Annotated in this window: 14 protein-coding genes and 1 pseudogene; 7 read left to right on the plus strand and 8 right to left on the minus strand. The window is 69.5% G+C overall.

Annotation, left to right across the window (positions count from 1 at the left end; all coding sequences use genetic code 11):
• Nucleotides 1-24 precede the first annotated feature (24 nt).
• The 3 genes and pseudogenes from ACN28I_RS25955 to ACN28I_RS25965 form a co-directional block, all read right to left on the minus strand.
• Nucleotides 25-429 (minus strand): response regulator, encoded by a 405-nt coding sequence (locus tag ACN28I_RS25955; protein ID WP_420944624.1) that lies wholly within the window; start codon nucleotides 427-429, stop codon nucleotides 25-27.
• 25 nt (nucleotides 430-454) lie between these two features.
• Nucleotides 455-964: an NADPH-dependent F420 reductase gene (locus ACN28I_RS25960; protein WP_420948894.1), complete on the minus strand. Its 510-nt coding sequence runs from the start codon at nucleotides 962-964 to the stop codon at nucleotides 455-457.
• A gap of 70 nt (nucleotides 965-1,034) precedes the next feature.
• A pseudogene (locus ACN28I_RS25965) lies at nucleotides 1,035-1,250 on the minus strand (NAD(P)-binding domain-containing protein); the annotation flags it as partial.
• Nucleotides 1,251-1,411: 161 nt separating this feature from the next.
• Here ACN28I_RS25965 and ACN28I_RS25970 point away from each other — a divergent pair.
• Nucleotides 1,412-2,893 carry a DUF2252 domain-containing protein gene (locus ACN28I_RS25970; RefSeq protein WP_420944625.1) on the plus strand — a complete coding sequence of 494 codons (1,482 nt, stop codon included), beginning with the start codon at nucleotides 1,412-1,414 and terminating at the stop codon, nucleotides 2,891-2,893.
• A gap of 35 nt (nucleotides 2,894-2,928) precedes the next feature.
• On the opposite strand, the gene ACN28I_RS25975 is transcribed toward ACN28I_RS25970, so the two are convergent.
• Nucleotides 2,929-4,518 (minus strand): glucose-6-phosphate isomerase, encoded by a 1,590-nt coding sequence (locus ACN28I_RS25975; protein ID WP_420944626.1) that lies wholly within the window; start codon nucleotides 4,516-4,518, stop codon nucleotides 2,929-2,931.
• Between the two features lie 140 nt (nucleotides 4,519-4,658).
• Between ACN28I_RS25975 and cglB the strand changes: the two genes are divergently transcribed.
• The gene (cglB, locus tag ACN28I_RS25980; protein ID WP_420944627.1) at nucleotides 4,659-5,717 is read left to right on the plus strand and encodes an adventurous gliding motility lipoprotein CglB; all 1,059 of its coding nucleotides are present in this window, start codon (nucleotides 4,659-4,661) and stop codon (nucleotides 5,715-5,717) included.
• 119 nt (nucleotides 5,718-5,836) lie between these two features.
• Here the strand turns inward: cglB and ACN28I_RS25985 are convergent, their stop codons facing one another.
• Nucleotides 5,837-7,762, minus strand: coding sequence for a M20/M25/M40 family metallo-hydrolase (locus ACN28I_RS25985; protein ID WP_420944628.1), 1,926 nt, complete (start codon nucleotides 7,760-7,762; stop codon nucleotides 5,837-5,839).
• A gap of 389 nt (nucleotides 7,763-8,151) precedes the next feature.
• On the opposite strand from ACN28I_RS25985, the gene ACN28I_RS25990 reads away from it, so the two are divergent.
• Nucleotides 8,152-8,958 carry an alpha/beta hydrolase family protein gene (locus tag ACN28I_RS25990; protein WP_420944629.1) on the plus strand — a complete coding sequence of 269 codons (807 nt, stop codon included), beginning with the start codon at nucleotides 8,152-8,154 and terminating at the stop codon, nucleotides 8,956-8,958.
• A gap of 60 nt (nucleotides 8,959-9,018) precedes the next feature.
• Here the strand turns inward: ACN28I_RS25990 and ACN28I_RS25995 are convergent, their stop codons facing one another.
• On the minus strand, nucleotides 9,019-11,181 hold the full coding sequence (locus tag ACN28I_RS25995) for a M36 family metallopeptidase (RefSeq protein WP_420944630.1): 2,163 nt from the start codon (nucleotides 11,179-11,181) through the stop codon (nucleotides 9,019-9,021).
• Nucleotides 11,182-11,404: 223 nt separating this feature from the next.
• Between ACN28I_RS25995 and ACN28I_RS26000 the strand changes: the two genes are divergently transcribed.
• On the plus strand, nucleotides 11,405-13,180 hold the full coding sequence (locus ACN28I_RS26000; RefSeq protein WP_420944631.1) for a PKD domain-containing protein: 1,776 nt from the start codon (nucleotides 11,405-11,407) through the stop codon (nucleotides 13,178-13,180).
• Between the two features lie 16 nt (nucleotides 13,181-13,196).
• Here ACN28I_RS26000 and ACN28I_RS26005 read toward each other — a convergent pair whose 3' ends face one another.
• Nucleotides 13,197-13,916 carry an Imm52 family immunity protein gene (locus ACN28I_RS26005; RefSeq protein ID WP_420944632.1) on the minus strand — a complete coding sequence of 240 codons (720 nt, stop codon included), beginning with the start codon at nucleotides 13,914-13,916 and terminating at the stop codon, nucleotides 13,197-13,199.
• A gap of 418 nt (nucleotides 13,917-14,334) precedes the next feature.
• Between ACN28I_RS26005 and ACN28I_RS26010 the strand changes: the two genes are divergently transcribed.
• Genes ACN28I_RS26010 through ACN28I_RS26020 form a run of 3 tightly spaced genes read left to right on the plus strand, consistent with a single transcriptional unit; the run spans nucleotide 14,335 to nucleotide 15,945 of the window.
• Nucleotides 14,335-14,916: a hypothetical protein gene (locus ACN28I_RS26010; protein ID WP_420944633.1), complete on the plus strand. Its 582-nt coding sequence runs from the start codon at nucleotides 14,335-14,337 to the stop codon at nucleotides 14,914-14,916.
• Between the two features lie 8 nt (nucleotides 14,917-14,924).
• Nucleotides 14,925-15,266 (plus strand): hypothetical protein, encoded by a 342-nt coding sequence (locus ACN28I_RS26015; protein ID WP_420944634.1) that lies wholly within the window; start codon nucleotides 14,925-14,927, stop codon nucleotides 15,264-15,266.
• Nucleotides 15,187-15,945 carry a type VI immunity family protein gene (locus ACN28I_RS26020; protein WP_420944635.1) on the plus strand — a complete coding sequence of 253 codons (759 nt, stop codon included), beginning with the start codon at nucleotides 15,187-15,189 and terminating at the stop codon, nucleotides 15,943-15,945. Before ACN28I_RS26015 ends, ACN28I_RS26020 begins: the two co-directional genes overlap by 80 nt.
• Nucleotides 15,946-16,102: 157 nt before the next feature.
• On the opposite strand, the gene ACN28I_RS26025 is transcribed toward ACN28I_RS26020, so the two are convergent.
• Nucleotides 16,103-17,032, minus strand: a complete 930-nt coding sequence (locus ACN28I_RS26025; RefSeq protein ID WP_420944636.1) for a DUF2381 family protein — start codon at nucleotides 17,030-17,032, stop codon at nucleotides 16,103-16,105.
• Nucleotides 17,033-17,075: the final 43 nt, after the last annotated feature.

Consider the following 17,075-nt stretch of genomic DNA (forward strand, 5'->3'; position numbering starts at 1 on the left):
CCCTCTCCCAAGGGGAGAGGGCGCTCAGGCGACGAGGTGCTCCACGCTCTCCGCCCCGGGGAGGTGCCGGCGCACCACGGCCCCGAGCGCATCGATGGAGACGGGCTTGCGCACGAACTCGGAGGCCCCGGCCAGCAGGCCCCGGTCCTCGAGATCCGGCGCCTTGCCGCCGGTGAGCAGCACGATGGGCACCCGGCGCACCTGCTCCCGCTCGCTCGCACGCGCCCGGCGCACGAACTCCAGCCCATCCATTCCGCCGGGCATGTTCACGTCGGCGATCACCAGGTCCACGGGGTGCGTCTCCAGCAACCGCAATCCCTGCTCGGCCCCGCTCGCGTCGAGGAAGTCCAGGTCGAGCTTGAGCAGGTAGATTTTGAGGATGTGGCGGATGGTGTGGCTGTCTTCCACGAGCAGAACGGTGTGCTTCACGAGGACCCCCTGGACTTGCCTGGATTCAATCCATTCCGTGTTTCGCACCGCGCCGCCACTCCCGGTTTCCAAGAGTCCGTGTGACGACGGGGACTGAACAGTGCGGGAGTGTGCCTGTGCACCAACCGAGGCCCGGAAGTCCGCTCCCGCACGGGCGGCTCAGTCGCGCTGCTTGAGCTCGGCGTAGCGCCGGGCCTTGCCGAGCGCCTCCTTGAGCTTCCTCGGCATTGTGGCGATGGTAGTAGGCCGGGAGATCCGGCTGGAAACGCCAGCCCTCGGAGAGCGGGCCGGTGTCGATGACGTCGAAGCCGAACGTGTCGATCAACCCGGCCACGGTCTTCTTGGCCTGGGCGTCGTTGCCCGCGATGGGCAGCGCACGGCGGTTGTTCGAGCCGGCGGGCTGCGCATGCTCCTCGAGGTGCTTGAAGTAGATGACGTTGAAGGCCTTGACCACCTTGGAGCCGGGCAGGTGCGCCTGCAGCAACTCGCTGCTGGTGGTCGTCTCCGCGTCGAGGCTCGGCCATCCGGCCGTCACGCCCGGGGTAGTAGTTGTTGGTGTCGATGACGAGCTTGCCCACGAGCGGCTCGACGGGGACGGACTTGTAGGCCTTCATCGGGACGGTGACGACGACGAGGTCCCCCGCCTCGGCGGCCTCGCGGGGCGTCGCGGCCCGGGCCTTCGGACCGAGCTCGGCGATGAGACTGGCGAGCGACTCCGGGCCGCGTGAGTTGCTCAGCACCACGTCGTACCCGGCGGCGATCGCGAGCTTCGCCAGGGTGCTGCCGATGTGTCCCGCGCCAATGAATCCAAGGGTTGCCATGTGACTCTCCTGGGCCGTTCGCCTGCATCTTCTAGGGAAGAAGGAGGACAACGCCAGAAGAGTGCTCCTGGAACAGGCGGGCAGGCGTGCAACGCCACACAAGGGGACTTCCGTGTGTGCCCCTCCCGCCACACCGTTGCCTGTCAGGGAGCGCGAGGCGCATGGGACGGGAGGACACAGAGGCGGGAGACCTGGAGGCCGCGAAGGTTCCCCTGGTCTCGGCCGAGCCCCAGCAGCGGGTGCGCCGGACGCCCCGGACGCGTTCGCCCTCCCGGCTGCCGAAGCCCGACTCCCGGAGCATCGACGAGCGCATGGCGGCGGGACGGGCCCTGCGCAAACGCTGTCCCCGGAGTGCCCATGCCTTGTGGCGGCCCTACCGGGGGCGCGAGCCGCTCGCGCAGCTCCGGCAATCGGACGCCACGCGGCTGCCCTGGCTGGTGCCGGTGCGCCACGGGCGGATGGCCGAGTCGAGCTTCGCCTTCCTGCGCGGCACGCCCTTCGTGATGGCGGGAGACCTGGCCCACACGCCGGTGAGTGGCTTGCGCTGTCAGTTGAGCGGGGACGCGCACCTGGCCAACTTCGGCCTGTTCGCCACGCCGGAGCGCCACCTCATCTTCGACCTGAACGACTTCGACGAGACGCTGCCCGGGCCCTTCGAATGGGACGTGAAGCGCCTGGCGGCGAGCTGCGTGGTGGCGGCGAGGTGCAACGGGTTCGGCCCGGGTTGTGCGAGGAAGGCGGCGCGCTGGGCCGTGAGGGCCTACCGGCGGATGATGCGGCAACTGGCGGCGGCGGGGCTGCTGGAGGTGTGGTCGCTGCGCGTGGACGTGACGGAGCTGGTGCACTCCTCGCGGCGCACGGCTCCGGTGGCCACCGAGGCCGCGGAGAAGGCCCGCCGCCACACCAGTGCCCACGCCATGGAGAAGCTCACCGAGGAGCACGGCGGGCGGCGCCACCTCGCGTACCAACCGCCCCTGCTCTTCCCGCTGTCGGCGGTGAAGATGGGCATCTCCCGGGGGGAGCTGCACCGCCGGATGAAGCAACTGACGGCGGGCTACCTGGCCTCCCTGGACGGGGCGGTGCGCGACCTATGCCTGCGCTACAAGCGGCTGGAGTGGGGCTTCAAGGTGGTGGGCGTGGGGAGCGTGGGGATGCAGGCCTACGTGGTGCTGTGCCAGGGTAACGGCGCGGAGGATCCGCTGGTGCTCCAGGTGAAGGAGGCCCAGGCCTCGGTGCTCGAGCCCTACCTGGGGCCGAGCGGCACGCGGAACGCGGGGGAGCGCGTGGTGGTGGGCCAGCGGAGGCTGCAGGCCTTCTCGGACCTGTTCCTCGGGTGGACGGAGGTGGAGGGGATGGGGGCCTTCTACGTCCGGCAGCTTCGCGACATGAAGGGCTCGCTGGACGTGGAGAAGATGACGGCGGGCGCGTTCCTGGACTACGCGGACGCCTGTGGCGCCACGCTGGCCCGGGCGCACGCGCGCACCGGGGATGCGGCCACCATCGCCGGCTACCTCGGCAACGGCCCCTGCTTCGACGAGGCCGTGGCCGACTTCGCCGTCAGCTACGCGGACCAGATGGACGAGGACTCCGCGCGTTTCCTCGAGGCCCACGTCCGCGAGGCGGACCCGGGACACGTGCACTGACGCACCGTGGCTCCCGGGCCCTTCGCCTACCGCTTTCAGCCCGCCCGGAAGCGCGTGTCGAAACGGTTGGCGCCCGGCTCGCGCTTCACCCCCTGGTCCGCGTTGGCGGACAGGTGCTCCAGCACCTTGAACACCGTCTCCACCTCGTCCGGCGAGCCCACCGCCGCGGCCAGCTCCTCCGCGGTGTGGCCCCTGGCCTTGTCCCCGCGCAGCTTCGCCAGCACCTTGCGCTGCAGCTCCAGCACCACGCCCGCCGCCTTCTTCCCCGCCTCCACGCCCGGCTGGTGGTACGCGTTGATGTTCACCAACGAGGCATACAGGCCCACCGCCCGCTCGTAGAGCGCGATGAGGGAGCCCAGCGTCCGCGCGCTCACGTCCGGCACCGTGAGCGTCATCGACTCGCGGCCCTTCTCGAAGAGCGCCCGCCGCGTGCCCAGGAAGAAGCCCAGCAGGTAGTCGCCGCTGGTGATGTCCTCCTCCACGCGCATGGACGTCCCCTCGCGGTCCTTCAGCACCTCCACGAAGGTGGCGAAGAAGTTGCTCACGCCCTCGCGGAGCTGCTGCACGTACGCGTGCTGGTCCGTGGAGCCCTTGTTGCCATAGACGGCGAGGCCCTGGTTCACCACCTTGCCGTCCAGGTCCTTCTCCTTGCCCAGCGACTCCATCACCAGTTGCTGGAGGTAGCGGGAGAGCAGCAGCAGCCGGTCCTTGTACGGGAGGATGACCAGGTCCTTCTCGCCACGCCCGTTGCTCCCGTGGAACCACATGAGCGCCATCAGCGCGGCCGGGTTGCGCAGCACGTCGCGCTCGCGCGTCGCCGCGTCCATGTCCCGAGCGCCCGCCAGCATCCCGTCGATGTCCAGCCCCTGCAGCCGCGCCGGCAGCAAGCCTACCGCCGACAGCACCGAGGTGCGCCCGCCAACCCAGTCCCACATGGGGAAGGTCCGCAGCCAGGTACCCTTCTTCGCATAGCGGTCCAGCTCGCTGCCCTCGCCCGTCACCGCCACCGCGTGCTTGCCGAAGTCCAGGCCCTTCTGCTGGTACGCGCGCTCGGCCTCCACCATGCCGTTGCGCGTCTCCTTCGTACCGCCCGACTTGCTGATGACCACCGTGAGCGTCTCGGAGAGCCTGTCCCCGAGCTGCGCCAGCACGCGGTCCATCCCATCCGGGTCGGTGTTGTCGAAGAAGAACACCTGCATCCGGTCCGCCGCGTTGCCGAGCGCGTCCGCCACGAGCTGCGGCCCCAGCGCCGAGCCGCCGATGCCCACCAGCAGCACCCGGGTGAACCGGTCCGCCTTCGGAGGCTTCACCCGGCCGGCGTGCACGTCATCCGCGAAGGCGCGCACGGCGGCCACCGTGTCTCGAATCTCCTTCGTGAGGCCCGGCTCGGGAGCCAGCTCGGGGGCGCGCAGCCAGTAGTGGCCCACCATCCGCTTCTCGTCCGGATTGGCGATGGCGCCCTTCTCCAGCGCGGCCATCGCGTCGAAGGCCTTCTCCAGGGGGCCGCGCATCCGCTCGAGGAAGTCGTCGGCGAAGTTCATCCGCGACACGTCGAGCGTCAGCCCGACGGATTCCACCACGCACAGATACTTCTTGTAGCGCTCCCACAGTTGGCGCTCGGTCATCACAGCTCCCCTCGGAGTCGAAGCCCTGGTTTCGTTCCGCCCGTTCCTACCGCCATGCCCCCGTAGGGGGGAATGGGTTTGATGCAGGCCACGCCCGGGGCCTGACACTGAACACCCGGGCCGCCCGAGCGTTGAGGCTGGTGGACACCTCGGGCTCGATGCTCGAGCCGATGAACCCGTCCAACCCCCTCTGCCGCTCTCCCACCTCGGGAGTGCTCTGCCGCGGCGAGGGGTGTCCCGCCGGCTGCCCCACGCGCTGGAGCGCCCTCCAGGGCGCCATGGACTCATTCCTGAGCACCAGCGGCGCCTTCGCGTGGATGGGCCTCGCCCTCTATCCCGGCAAGCAGCTCGTCCTGGGCGAGCAGTGCGGCGGCTCGGAGTCGCTCACGCTGGACCTGCCCGGCGATGACGACCCCGGCGCCCTGCGGGCCCAGGCCTCGGCCGTCAACGCGGAGCTGCGCAAGATTCCCAACCACACGCGGGGCGGGCCCACGGGAGGCACGCCCACGGGCTCGAGCCTCCAGTACGTGGGCAGCCTGCCGCAGCTCCAGACGGAGGAGCGCGGTGACTTCGTCCTGCTGCTCACCGACGGCCTGCCCAACTGCAACGAGAACCATGCCGCGTCCGGCTCCTCGCTGGCGTGCCGCTGCACGCTGACGGAGTGCAGCGGCAACTTCGAGCGGCTGGGCTGCCTGGATCAGGACGGCTCGGTGAGCGCGGTGAAGAGCCTGCGGGGCCGGGACATCCAGACGATCGTCATCGGCTTCGGCGCGGAGACGGCCTCGGGCCAGGGGCCGCTGGTCCTCAACGCCATGGCCGAGGCCGACGGCTTCGCGCGCAAGTGCCAGACGAACGCCGACTGCGACACGGGGGACGCCTGCGACATGGGCGCCGGGCTGTGCCAGCGCCGCTACTACCAGGCGGCCAACCAGGACGAGTTCGCCCACGCGCTGCGGCAGATCAGCGCGCGCTTCGAGGGAGACCCGTGCCTCATCGAGCTCGCCCCGGACCAGTTCCCCCCGTCGCCGGGGCTGGCCCGGGTCCTGGTGAACGGGGAGGGCTTCAGCGCCGGTGAGGACACGTGGCGGTTGAGGGACAAGGTGGGTGTGGAGCTGCTGGGCTCGCTGTGTGCCCGGGTCCAGGGCTCCTCGCCCGCCCACCCCGCGCGGGTCGAGGTCCGCATCGTCATCCCCCGGTGAGGCCGCCAGGGGTGCTCCAGCGGGAACGCACGGGGCGCCTTCCGGCCGCGCGGCGTACCAACTGGTCCAACAATCGGACCAGTTGCTCCCCCTCGCGGCCGGAACCTCCCCCTCCTGGCTTAGTAGGTGCCCTTCATCGTCACGTTGGTGAACGCGCTGTAGCCGTACGAGCAGGCATACCAGGTACCGGCGCCCGGGTTGCTGATGGTGCAGCTCTCGGTGCTGCCGCCGAGGTACGGACGGCAGTTGTAGGAGCTGGTGGTCGGAGCGGAGCCGAGCTTCACGTACAGGTCCGCGTCGCCCGTGGTGCCGGTCTTGCCCGTCTGGTTGAAGACCAGGCTCGTCTTCCCTGTCGGAACCACGAGCGTATTGCAGGTCCACGCGCCCCTGGCGCCCGAGTACTGCGCCGACTCCACCCCGTTGGTCAGCGTGCCACCGCCGCCGCCACCACCCCCGGTGCTGTACGCGCCCTTGAGCGACATGCCCGACGCGGCCGAGTAGCCGTTGAGCTTCACGTGGTACGTGCCGGCGCTCGGGGTGGCGAAGGTGCAGGTCTCCACGTTGCCGGACTTGTACGGACGGCAGTCATAGGAGGAGCTGGTGGGCTCGGCGCCGAACTTCACGAACATGTCGGCGTCACCCGTGCCGCCGCTCAGGTCGAACGTCAGGTTGCTGGCGCCCGAGGGCACCGCCAGGGTGTAGGAGCAGCTCCACTGGCCCGCGCCCACGGAGATGCCGGACACCGTCACGCCGTTGGAGAGCGTCACCGGCGTGCAGGGCGGGGGCGGCGGGGTGACCTCGTCCACCGGCGGCGGGGTGTTGCCGGTGGTGGCGCCCTTGGCCAGCTCGCCCAGGAAGGACACCGCCAGCTTGGAGAACTTCACCGAGTTGCTCGCCGTGCCGCCCATGAAGGTCAACGTGTCGCCCGTGGTGTGGATCTGCGGGTTGGACGTGTTCATCGTCGCCTCGAAGGGCATCGACGCGGGGAAGCCCCGGGCGTGCCACGAGGCGTGATCCGAGCAGCCGTAGCCGCACGTGATGTTGGTGAACGTCATCCCCGGCTGGTACGTGGAGATGAGGCTGGTGACGAAGGAGTTCTGCGCCGCGTTGGTGTTGTCCGTCACCATCGCGAAGTCGTAGCTGGAGCCCTTGTAGTTCGTCATGTCGAGCTGCAGCACGCCCACCACGTTCACGCCGTTGGTCACGTGCCAGGCGGCGATGTCGGCCGAGCCCTTCAGGCCCACCTCCTCGGCGGCATAGGCCATGAACTTCACCGTGCGCGCCGGCTTGTAGCCATGGGCCATGGCCACCCGGAAGGCCTCGGTGAGCGAGGCCACGCCCGAGGCGTCGTCATCGGCGCCCGGTGCCGCCGCGGTGGAGCTGCTGCCGTTGATGGAGTCCAGGTGGCCGCCGATCACCACCACCTCATTGGGGTGCGTGGTGCCGGTGATGGTGGCGATGACGGACGGCTGCGGGGACACGGTGCTGGAGTGCGTGAAGAACGCCACCGAGACGTCCGTGCGCCCGTTGGCGATGGTGGTCCACTGGTTCTTCAACCACGTGGCCGCGTCGGTGCCCGACTGCACGTTGTAGCGGCGGGACGTCCAGTTGGTGGACAGCGAGTTGATGGTGTTGCGGATGTTGAGCTCCTGCACCCCGCCCAGCATCACGTTCACGGAGGCGCTGTTGTTGAGCGAGTAGCCCACCAGCGACGCCAGGGACTGCGGGGAGCTGGCGCCCTCCACGGCCAGGCGCGCCTGCGCCTCGGAGTCATGGGCGATGAAGCCCGCGCACCGGTTGAGCTTGTCGTGCATCGCCTCGGACAGCGTCTCGAGCCGCGACTCGGGCACGCGCAGCACCGCCACGCCGCCCTTCTCCAGCGCCGGCGCGGGCAGCACCAGGCCCTTCTCCTTGAACGAGGCACGCGCCGGCTCCAGCGCGTCCGTGCCGATGGTGATCCACACCTCCTTCTGCTTCGGGGGGGCCTCGGCGAACGCGGGCGTGGCCAACGCGAGCCACACCGCAACAGAACCAGACGTCCTCATTCCCATACACTTCTCCTCGACACGGGTATTTCCCCGTGAAAGCTCCACGAAGCGTGCCATTCCACAAAGGCGCGTAACTCCACCCAGGCCCTGCTGACCGGGCGCGCGGAGTGGAGCATGGACCTGCCACGGGCCCGGGGCGTTCTGTATCGAGTCGTGACACAACCGGGACCAAGGGCGCGAAATGACGGGAGAGTCCGTGCTGGCGTCCCCTGTCCTCGTTTCAATCACTTCCGGAGGCGCAGGGGTCGCCTTCGACCCCGCGTGTCCTCCAGGAGGGAGCCCGGTGAACGCGGAGCCTTTCTAACAAATTCCTGGAGTTCGGACAATCCGGGCTGTGAGGCCCCCTGGCTTGATACGCGTGCCGGGGCCGTCCCATCATCGCCCCCATGAGCCAGCCCTGGATGCTCGAGACGCCCGCTCCGCCCGCCGACGCGCGGATTCCGTACGGAGAGCTCACCCACCAGTTCGGTGACCTGCGCCTGCCGCGCGGCGAGGGTCCGCACCCGGTGGTGGTGATGGTGCACGGCGGCTTCTGGCGGGCGAGGTACGACCTGGAGCACGTGGGCCACCTGTGCGCGGACCTCACGAAGCGGGGTCATGCCACCTGGAGCCTCGAGTACCGGCGCGTGGGCCACGCGGACGGCGGCTGGACGGGCACCTTCGAGGACGTGGCTCGCGGCACGGACTACCTGCGCACGCTGGCGACGCGCTACCCGTTGAACCTCGAGCGCGTGGTCCTCCTGGGGCACTCGGCCGGAGGACACCTGGCGCTGTGGCTCGCGGGGCGCGGGCGGCTGAAGCCGGGACAGCCGCTGTACACCGAGAAGCCCTTCGTCCCGAAGGGCGCGGTGTCCCTGGCGGGGGTGGTGGACCTGGAGCGCGCCTTCCAGCTTCGCCTGGGGGACGGCATCGTCGAGTCGCTGCTCGGCGGCACACCGGCGCAGGTGCCCGAGCGCTACGAGCTCGCCTCTCCCGCGGCGCGGCTGCCGCTCGGGGTGAAGCAGGTGCTGGTGCACGGGGCCGAGGACACCATCGTCCCGCTCACCCTGAGCACCGAGTACCACGCGCGCGCCATGAAGCTCGGGGACAGCGTGAAGCTCGTGAGCCTGCCGGGCGCGCAGCACTTCGAGGTCATCGACCCGCGCGCGAAGGAGTGGCCCCAGGTCGTCGAGGCGGTGGCCTCGCTGCTGTGAAGCCCCTCGCGGGTGCCCGTCCTCCGGGCACCCGCTGGGGTCTTCAACTCACGCCGGGCCTTACGGGCAATCCGACGGCTTGACGAAGGACTCGGTGACGGACGGCTGCGTCACGCCCTTCACGCGCTTGAGGGTCGCCTGCGCGCCGACGCCGACGCCGTACTTCGCGAACGCATCCCACACCAGGCAGCGGTGCGCATTGCCGGCGTTGGCCACCGACTGGAGGATGCCATCGCGCATGTGCTCGTAGTACGGCCCGGCCGGCGTGTAGTTCATGCCGTCCACCAGGTACGTCAGCAGCGTGTCCTTGGACACACCCGCGGCCTGGAAGTTGAGCCAGAGCTGCCAGCCAATCGCCCCGTACACCTCGCCATCGAAGTGGACGCCGGTGCCGGCCACGTCGCCGTAGGTGCGCGGGTAGTGGGTGTACGGCGCGCTGCGGATGCCCAGGTCGCTCGAGGCCGAGTACTCACCGACGCGGTCGTTGTCGTTGAGGATCACCGCCAGCACGTCGCTCATGCCCTCGCCGATGGCACCCGAGATGGGGCCGCTCATCGAGCCGATCATGCGCCAGGTCAGGCCGTGCCCGTACTCGTGGTAGACGACGTCGGAGTCCACCGACGAGTCCCGCTGCAGCGGCGCCGACGGCGACTTGCGGATGGTGCCGTACACGCCGGTGACCGCGCGCAGCGTCGCGCCCGTCGTCTGGCCGACGAAGACGGACGGGATGGTGATGGTGGTGTCCGCGCCGCCCATCGTCATCACGCCATCGCCCTGGTTGTTGGCGACGATCGCCCCCTTGGCTCCCGCGAGCTGCGCGTTCTTCACCTTCACCGAGAAGCCGCAAACGCCGCGGTCGAGCAGCGCGATCTTCCCGGTGAGCGAGCCGGCCGGAAGGGCCTCGCAGGCGTCGCTGGTGGTGCCCACGCCATCGTTGACGAGCACGATGTCACCGGTGACGCCGGTGGTGGTGAGCGCCGGACCGAACTCCCCGTCGCCCTGCGCCACGAAGTTGCCGGCGATGGACGTCGGAAGCTGCACGTTGACCTGGTGGGTGCCCACGCCCGTCCACAGGTACATCTGCATGCGCGGGTTCGAGCCGTCGGCCGGCGTGGAGAAGTTCGCGTTGTCGGTGCCGCTGCCGTCCTGCGCCTCGGCGTCCACGGAGTCACTGCCCGCGCCGCCCTTGCCGAAGTTGTTCTCCTGGAAGTTCAGCGCCGCCTCGTTGAAGCCGTAGCGGTAGAGCGTGTCGTGGATGACGTTGTTCAGATAGAACAGGTTCTGCACGGACACGTCGCGGTTGGCGTGGGTGGTGGGCGCCTGCGTCAGGTCCGCCACGGCGAGGAAGTCCCCGTTCGTCACCGCGGTGCCCCCCGAGTCCGGGGCGTTGTTGGCGTCCACATCCAGGTAGGCGCGGACGTTGTTGCCGGAGATCAGCCGCGTGGTGAGGCCGGAGGTGTTGAGCCACCCGAGCGGCGACTGCGCGTTGCCCGAGCCCGCGCCGGTCACGATGGCCTGCGGGGTCTTCATCGGATCGTTCGTGAAGACGTTGTACCGGTCCTGGTTGGTGCGCGACTCGGTGGAGAGGACCCGGCCCTCGCCGCTGACCAGGGTGTGCGTGAGCTGGTTGCTCTTCGCGGTCCAGGTCTCCACCAGGAAGCCCGTCCGCAGCGCCCCGTTCGCCGCCGTGTAGGCGACGCGCTCGGCCGTCGGGTTGCGGTGGAAGAAGGCGTCACCCGCGAAGGAGACGGTGTTGCCCTCGCGCGACTGCTCCGCGGGCTGCGTGTTGCGCAGCTCGGGGTAGAGGTGGCGCAGCGCGGTGCCGAGCGCATCGGACTCGGACACGCGCGCCGAGGCCACCGAGCCCGCGGCCGCCGTGGCGTCGATGAAGTGGATGAGCTCGCCCTGGCCGTTCACCGCCGCCTTGGCGTAGGCGCCGTGCACGCGAAGGCCGCCCACGTACTGCTCGAAGCGCACGTGGGTGATGTCACCCTGGCGCGCCTCGGTCCCCCGCAGGGCGCCGACGGTCGCCTCGGACGCACCGCGCGAGCGCAGGAAGCCGGCGGCGATCGCGCTCGCCCCGGAGCGCGAAGGCGCCGTGAGGGCCCGCTCCGAGCGGTACACCCGCGCACGCGCCTCCGCGAGCTCGTCACCCGACGCGGGTGCGGCGCTCGCCACACTTGAAAACGTCACGAGTCCAATCACTGCCTTGCGAAGACGCATTTCCCTCTCCCGGTGAGCACGGTGTGGACCAAAGGTTGGAACACCAAGGAGATTTATACGAAACTTGGAAACTGAGATAAAGCCGCATTGCGTCAATCTGGAACTTTTCCCGCCAGCCTGGAATGGCTCCCGGCGGCGGGCCGGGTCCCGCCCCTCATCGCCTCCACCGGACCAGGGGTCTACTGTCCAGGGGTCCGTTCCCAGAAACCCTGGAGGTCACACTGTGAAGCGATGCGTCGCCATATTGGTGGGTCTGTTCCTGCTCACGCCGTTGGAGGCCGTCAGCTTCGCCGCCGGCAAGGAGGTGGCGTTCGGCGGCGTGGAGCTGCTCGACGGCCCGGTGACGGCGTCCTGTGATGATGACGGGGTGCTCGACACGGGCGAGAGCGCGCGCGTGCGCGTCACCCTGCGCAACAGCGGCACCGAGCGGCTCAAGCTGACGAGCATGACGCTCTCCAGCACGGACCCGGACGTCTCCTTCCCCAAGGGAGCGAAGGTGTACTTTCCCCCCGCGGATCCGTCCCAGTCCGTCAGCGCGGAGCTGCCGGTGGCGCTCTCGGGCGCCGCCACCCCGCGCGATATCTCCCTGACCATCGCCTACCGGGACGACGAGCAGACGGCGCCCGGAGACAAGACCCACACGGCGACGTACCGCGTGAACACGGACGAGCTGCAGGGGACGCTCGAGACGGTGGAGTCCGCCCGCCACCCGTGGACCGTCACCCTCCCCCCGGTGGGCAGCACGTCCTGGACGCGCGTGGCCGAGGGGACGGGAGCCAACAACTTCTTCCGGGGACCGAACAACGGGGTGACCACGGATCTCTCACTCGTCTCGCCGCCCCTCCAGGTGTCGGCGACGGAGGCGTTCCGCGTCATCTTCCAGCACCGCTACGCCTTCGAGGCGAGCCCCGCGGGCTTCTACTACGACGGCGCCGTCATCGAGCTGAGCCAGGATGGAACGACCTGGGCGGACATCGGCGCCTCCGTGAGCCCCACCTACAACGCGACCATCGATGCGGGAGGGGACAACCCACTCAAGAGCCGGCGGGCATATGGGGGCCAGAGTCCCGGGTACCCCGCGTTCACCAAGGCCACCCTCAGCCTCGGCACCACGTACGCGGGGAAGACGGTGCGCTTGCGCTTCCGCATCGGCACGGACGCGAGCACGGGCGCCACGGGCTGGGACCTGGATGACCTCCAGTTGGAGGGGGTGGTGAACACGCCCTTCACCACGCTGGTGGCCCACCGGGGCGAGTGCGTCAACCGGGTGCCCGTGGCGGAGGCGGGCCCGGACCAGGCCGTTGACGAGGCAAGCCTCGTGACGCTCTCCGGCAGCGGCACGGATCCCGAGGGCGCCCCGCTCACCTACGCGTGGACGCAGTCCAAGGGCCCGTCCGTGACGTTCAGCGACCCGAGCGCATCCAGCCCCACCTTCCTCGCGCCCGACGTGACGGGGGACACGGACCTCCAGTTCGAGCTGCGGGTGAGCGATGGAGTGAAAACGAGCGCACCGGACGTGGTGACCGTGAGGGTGCGCAACCTCTCGCTGGAGGCGCGGGCGGGCGAGGACCAGGTGGTCCGCGAGGGCAGTGGGGTGACGCTCAACGGCTCGGAATCGAGGGCCGCGGAGGGCGCGGAGCTGACCTACACGTGGACGCAGGAGGAGGGCCCGCCGGTGAACCTCATGCTCTCGGGCCCGAGGGCCATGTTCAACGCGCCCGAGGTGGACGAGGAGACGGTGCTCACCTTCCGGCTCCGGGTGGAAGCCGGCGGAAAGAGCGGTGAGGACACCGTCACCGTGCGGGTGATCGACAGGAATGTGACGCCGCAGCCAGGCGAGGGGGGCTGCGCCGCGGGCCCGGATGGAGGCGTGCCCACGACAGCGTTCCTGATGCTCGCGGTGCTCGGCTTCACCCTGCACCGCCGGAGCAGGCGTTCGCACGAGGGAGCGAGCGGGTCGCGCATGCTCCCTCTCCCTCTGGGAGAGGGCGGGGGGTGAGGGTCGTCCTCGCGTCTCACGGGCTGGCGGCTCCCGGTTTCGGCCGTTCGATGAGTCCCGCCCGGTCGAGCAGCTCGCGCACGCGGGCGGTGAACGCGACATGCTCGGGGTTGCTGGCCGTCATGGGCTCTGGGGAGAGCACGAGGAGCCAGCCCAGCGTGCCCACCGGCTCGATGCGCACGGGGGCAGGCAGAGGCGGCAGGGAGCCCAGGCGGCGCGACAGGTACGTCAGCGCAGCTCCGCCGCCAGCCCGCCCATGCGTCCCACCGCGGCCCTCGCCCCTCCGAGCAGCATGAGGACGTGCGTGGACAGGCGCGCCGCCTCGCGGATCTGGTCCTCCCGGGACCTGGCCCCGTAGCGCGCGAAGTATTCGGGCGAGGAGGCAATGAGGTGAGCCACCGTGGTGGGCAGTTGCCCCAGGTCCTCCAGCGTGCGGATGGGGTGGAGGATGGAAGTGGGCCAGCGCCAGCGCCATCTCCGCCAGGGCCTGCTGGCCTCCGTCGAGCGCGGCGTTGAGCGCGTCCCTGCCCAGGCCCAGCTCCGCCAGGGGCGGGCCGTCCGCGCGCCGCAGCGCCTCGGTCACCGGATAGAAGACGCCCCCATGCGACGCGTAGAAGCCGCCCACCACGAGGCGCCCCACGCGCCACTCCCCCTCCATCAGCTCCAGGGGACCCAGGCGCTGAAGCGGCGTCCCGTCGAGCGCCGTCACCAGGTAGCCGTCCGGGCGCACCAGCACCAGCAGCCCGAAGCGCTCTGGTGGTAGCGCGAAGATGACGCGGGGGATCTGCTTCTTCTTGTCGCGCTGGGCGATGAGCTAGCACCCGAGCGCATTGGACGGCTTGACGTGTGTACCCGTCCTTCCTTGTACTTCCGGGCACTCAACCCGTGACACCGCCTGGGAGTGAACGGTGCCCTCGCTTCAATCTGGCTTGTGCTCGATGCGGACACCTTCTGGGCGGTTCCTTCTCACTCTTTCGGCATCCGCGCTCCTCAGCCTCTCTTGCGCCACCACCCCGTACCCCGTGAGTGTTGCTGGCTTCCAGCCCCAGCCCTCTCGCTCTCAGTTCAATCAATCTTGCGGAGCAGCCTGTGCGGCCCCCGTCAACGCGAGCACCGGAGAGATTCTCGCACCGGCAGCCGCCCAAACCGGCCAGGTGCTCGGAAGGGTTGCCCAGGCCGTCGAGGCCCTCCAGGGCCTCATCACGGTCTCGAAGTTCCTGGATGAAGCGCAGAAGAGCACCGTCGAGGACATCCTTCGGGACTGTGTACGAGAGGCCAACACGAAGGTGGACGACGAGCTCTTCGGAAAGGGCCGCTCCCTGCCTGACTCCGAGTGCGGAAAGGAGCCAACCGTCCGCGACAAGCGCGCCCCTACCTGGCGCAGGCACCTGGGGATGTTGAAGCACGCCGCTGCCTTCGACTGCATTCAACGCCAGCTCGCCGAGAAGTTTCCCGATAACTTCTCCATCGAGCCACGTCTTCGAAAAGACGAATTCACCCAGGATGTTCTCCTCACTGACAGGTGGACGGGCTCGCTGAGACCGGACATCGTGGTTCACTTCACTCGGAATGCGACCCGGATTCAGTGCATCTACGACCTCAAGTTCCCCTGCGGCTACGAGGTGGGTAATCCCTGGAGCGTGGACGTCGTGAGGCAGATGCGGTCCTACGGAGAACTCGGCGGACAATGCCAACCCGCACTCGTTACCCCTCAGTTTGGCGTTGATCGCCAGTAGGTGAGCCAATGACTACTGCCTATCCGCGAGTCCGCGCCTCGGGCCCCATCAAATCCAGGTCCTGGCACCCGGACACAGGAGGAGTCGAGCGCATCGAGGAGCGCCTCCTCGTCAGGGACCTCGTTCGCCTCACCTTCTTCATCCCTCACGACAACTTCGACATCGCGGCGGGAGTGTCCCATGCGCTCGACAGCTACCTGCGCGCCGTCGCGGCCCGTCCCGAGGCCCTCGCCCTCTATACCTGCTGCGACTGGGAGCCGAGCAGGCTCGATGACAGAGGATGGGGAGCTCATCCGGCGCGCGCTGCGTCCCGAGGTGCGCAGGTACTTCGAGGACTACACGCCCGATGAGGCCTTCTATCCGGAAAAGGAGGGGGCGGATCCCTACTTCAGCATCACCGGCCGCGGCGACAGTGGTTTCTACTTTGGCTATCACGCCAGAATCCCTTCCCGTCAGCCGCCCCACGGCAGCGTGAGTGTCCTCCGCGTCACCCTGCCGACCGAGTTCCTGGAGGAGCGCGGGCACACCTTCATCCACGAGCTGGCGCTCGACATGGCCTCCCAGCTCCCCTTCGCCTCGGGGCATGCGGGCCTGGCGCTCTCCACCTGGACCTCGGTGGACGGCCAGCTCGAGCGGCTTCGCCCGGTCATCTTCCGCCACCCCGGTTTCGACATCCGCGATGCCAGCATTCACGACAACCTGGGCAGCAGGCTGGATGGCATCCACTGGCTGAATTTCCTCGGGCAGCCCGTGCTCGGCGAGCTGGGCGGAGTCGCGGGCCTGCGGGCCCGGCTCCACGCCCCCACCATCACCGTGCGGGAACTCGACGGGGAGCGAGCCGTCGTCACGCTGGGAGCATGCCCGGAAGCCGGAGATCTGGCCCTGGGCCAGGACCTCCCGGCATACCGCGAGCTCGCACATGTCCTGGAGCGCTGGCAGGAGCCCTTTCCGTGGAGCTGGCTCCGCCGCGAGGGGCGCACGAACGACGAGGAGGAGCTGCGTCGCTGGTGGAGGCGATTCCTGGATTGAGAGCGGCGAGAGGTGGACCGGAAGGCGTTCCACCCTGCTTCCACTTCAGCGCGGGGCCCCGGTTCCACCTGGGCTGTCCGGAGCTGGAGGAAGCCCCTGCCCAAAAGAACTCGGGCCGCCACGCTCCGAGTAGGGCCGCCCTCGCCACCGCGTCCTTCTACGGGAAGATCACGCCGTCGAAGTGCTCGCTCCCGCTGCCGGCCTCCTGGCCCCACACCTTCAGGGTGAAGGTGCCGCGCGCCGCCTCCTCCGGCACCTCCACCTCCACCCCGACGCCGCGCTCCTTCCCCGGAGCAATCGGCTCCTGCGTCCACACGCCCAGCGCCTTCCACTCCTCTCCCTTCGGCCCCACCAGCACCGCCCCCCCGGGCGTCCACGGTGTGCTCCCGTGGTTCTTCAACCGCAGCCGCACGGCCAGCCGCACCACCTCGCGCCCGTCCTCCAGGCGCGTGGTGTCCGAGCGGTAGCTGTGAGCCTCCATGCTGGTGAGCGTGTTGCCCGGGCGTGAAGTGATGCTCTTGGTGATGTCCCTGCTGGCGATGCCGTCCTCTCCCAACCACCCCTGGGCGAGGAGGCCCAGCAGTCCCCCCTTCCCGCCACGCTCCTCCTCCAGGCGTGCCTTCTCCTCCCGGCACCGCCGCGCCTCCTCCCTCGCCTGTTGCTCACCTTCCCGGTAGGAGGCGAGCGTGCGCGGCCGGTGTGTCACCTCCACCTGCCGCGCGGCCTCCGACGGGTGCACCACCAGGCTGAAGGTGACGCCCGCGGGGGCCGCGCCCTCCTGGAAGGAGACCGTCAGCGGCACACGCTCCCCGGCAGCCAGGGCGCGGGTGGGCATGAGCGTGAGGCCCGTTTCATCCGCTATCACCCGGAAACGCTCCCGCCCGGTCAGCTTCACGTGGGTCAGCTTCGTGTCGAAGAAGAAGTTGGTGGAGAGCCCCGGGTGGATGCACACCGCGAGCGCCTCGCCGGGTGTGTCTTCCACCAGCTCCAGGTGGGGCGTGCCCGCCTCACAGGCTGGCGGTGCGAAAGCCTCCAGGGGGGCGGCGAGCCAGACGAGTCGCAACAACGCGGAGGACAGCACGGGCATGGGGCGGAGACCTCCGAGGGGCGTGGACGGGACCGGAGAAGTG

Origin of the sequence: Archangium gephyra (assembly GCF_049060025.1) — a bacterium.
In the GTDB taxonomy this organism is placed as follows: Bacteria; Myxococcota; Myxococcia; order Myxococcales; family Myxococcaceae; genus Archangium; species Archangium gephyra_A.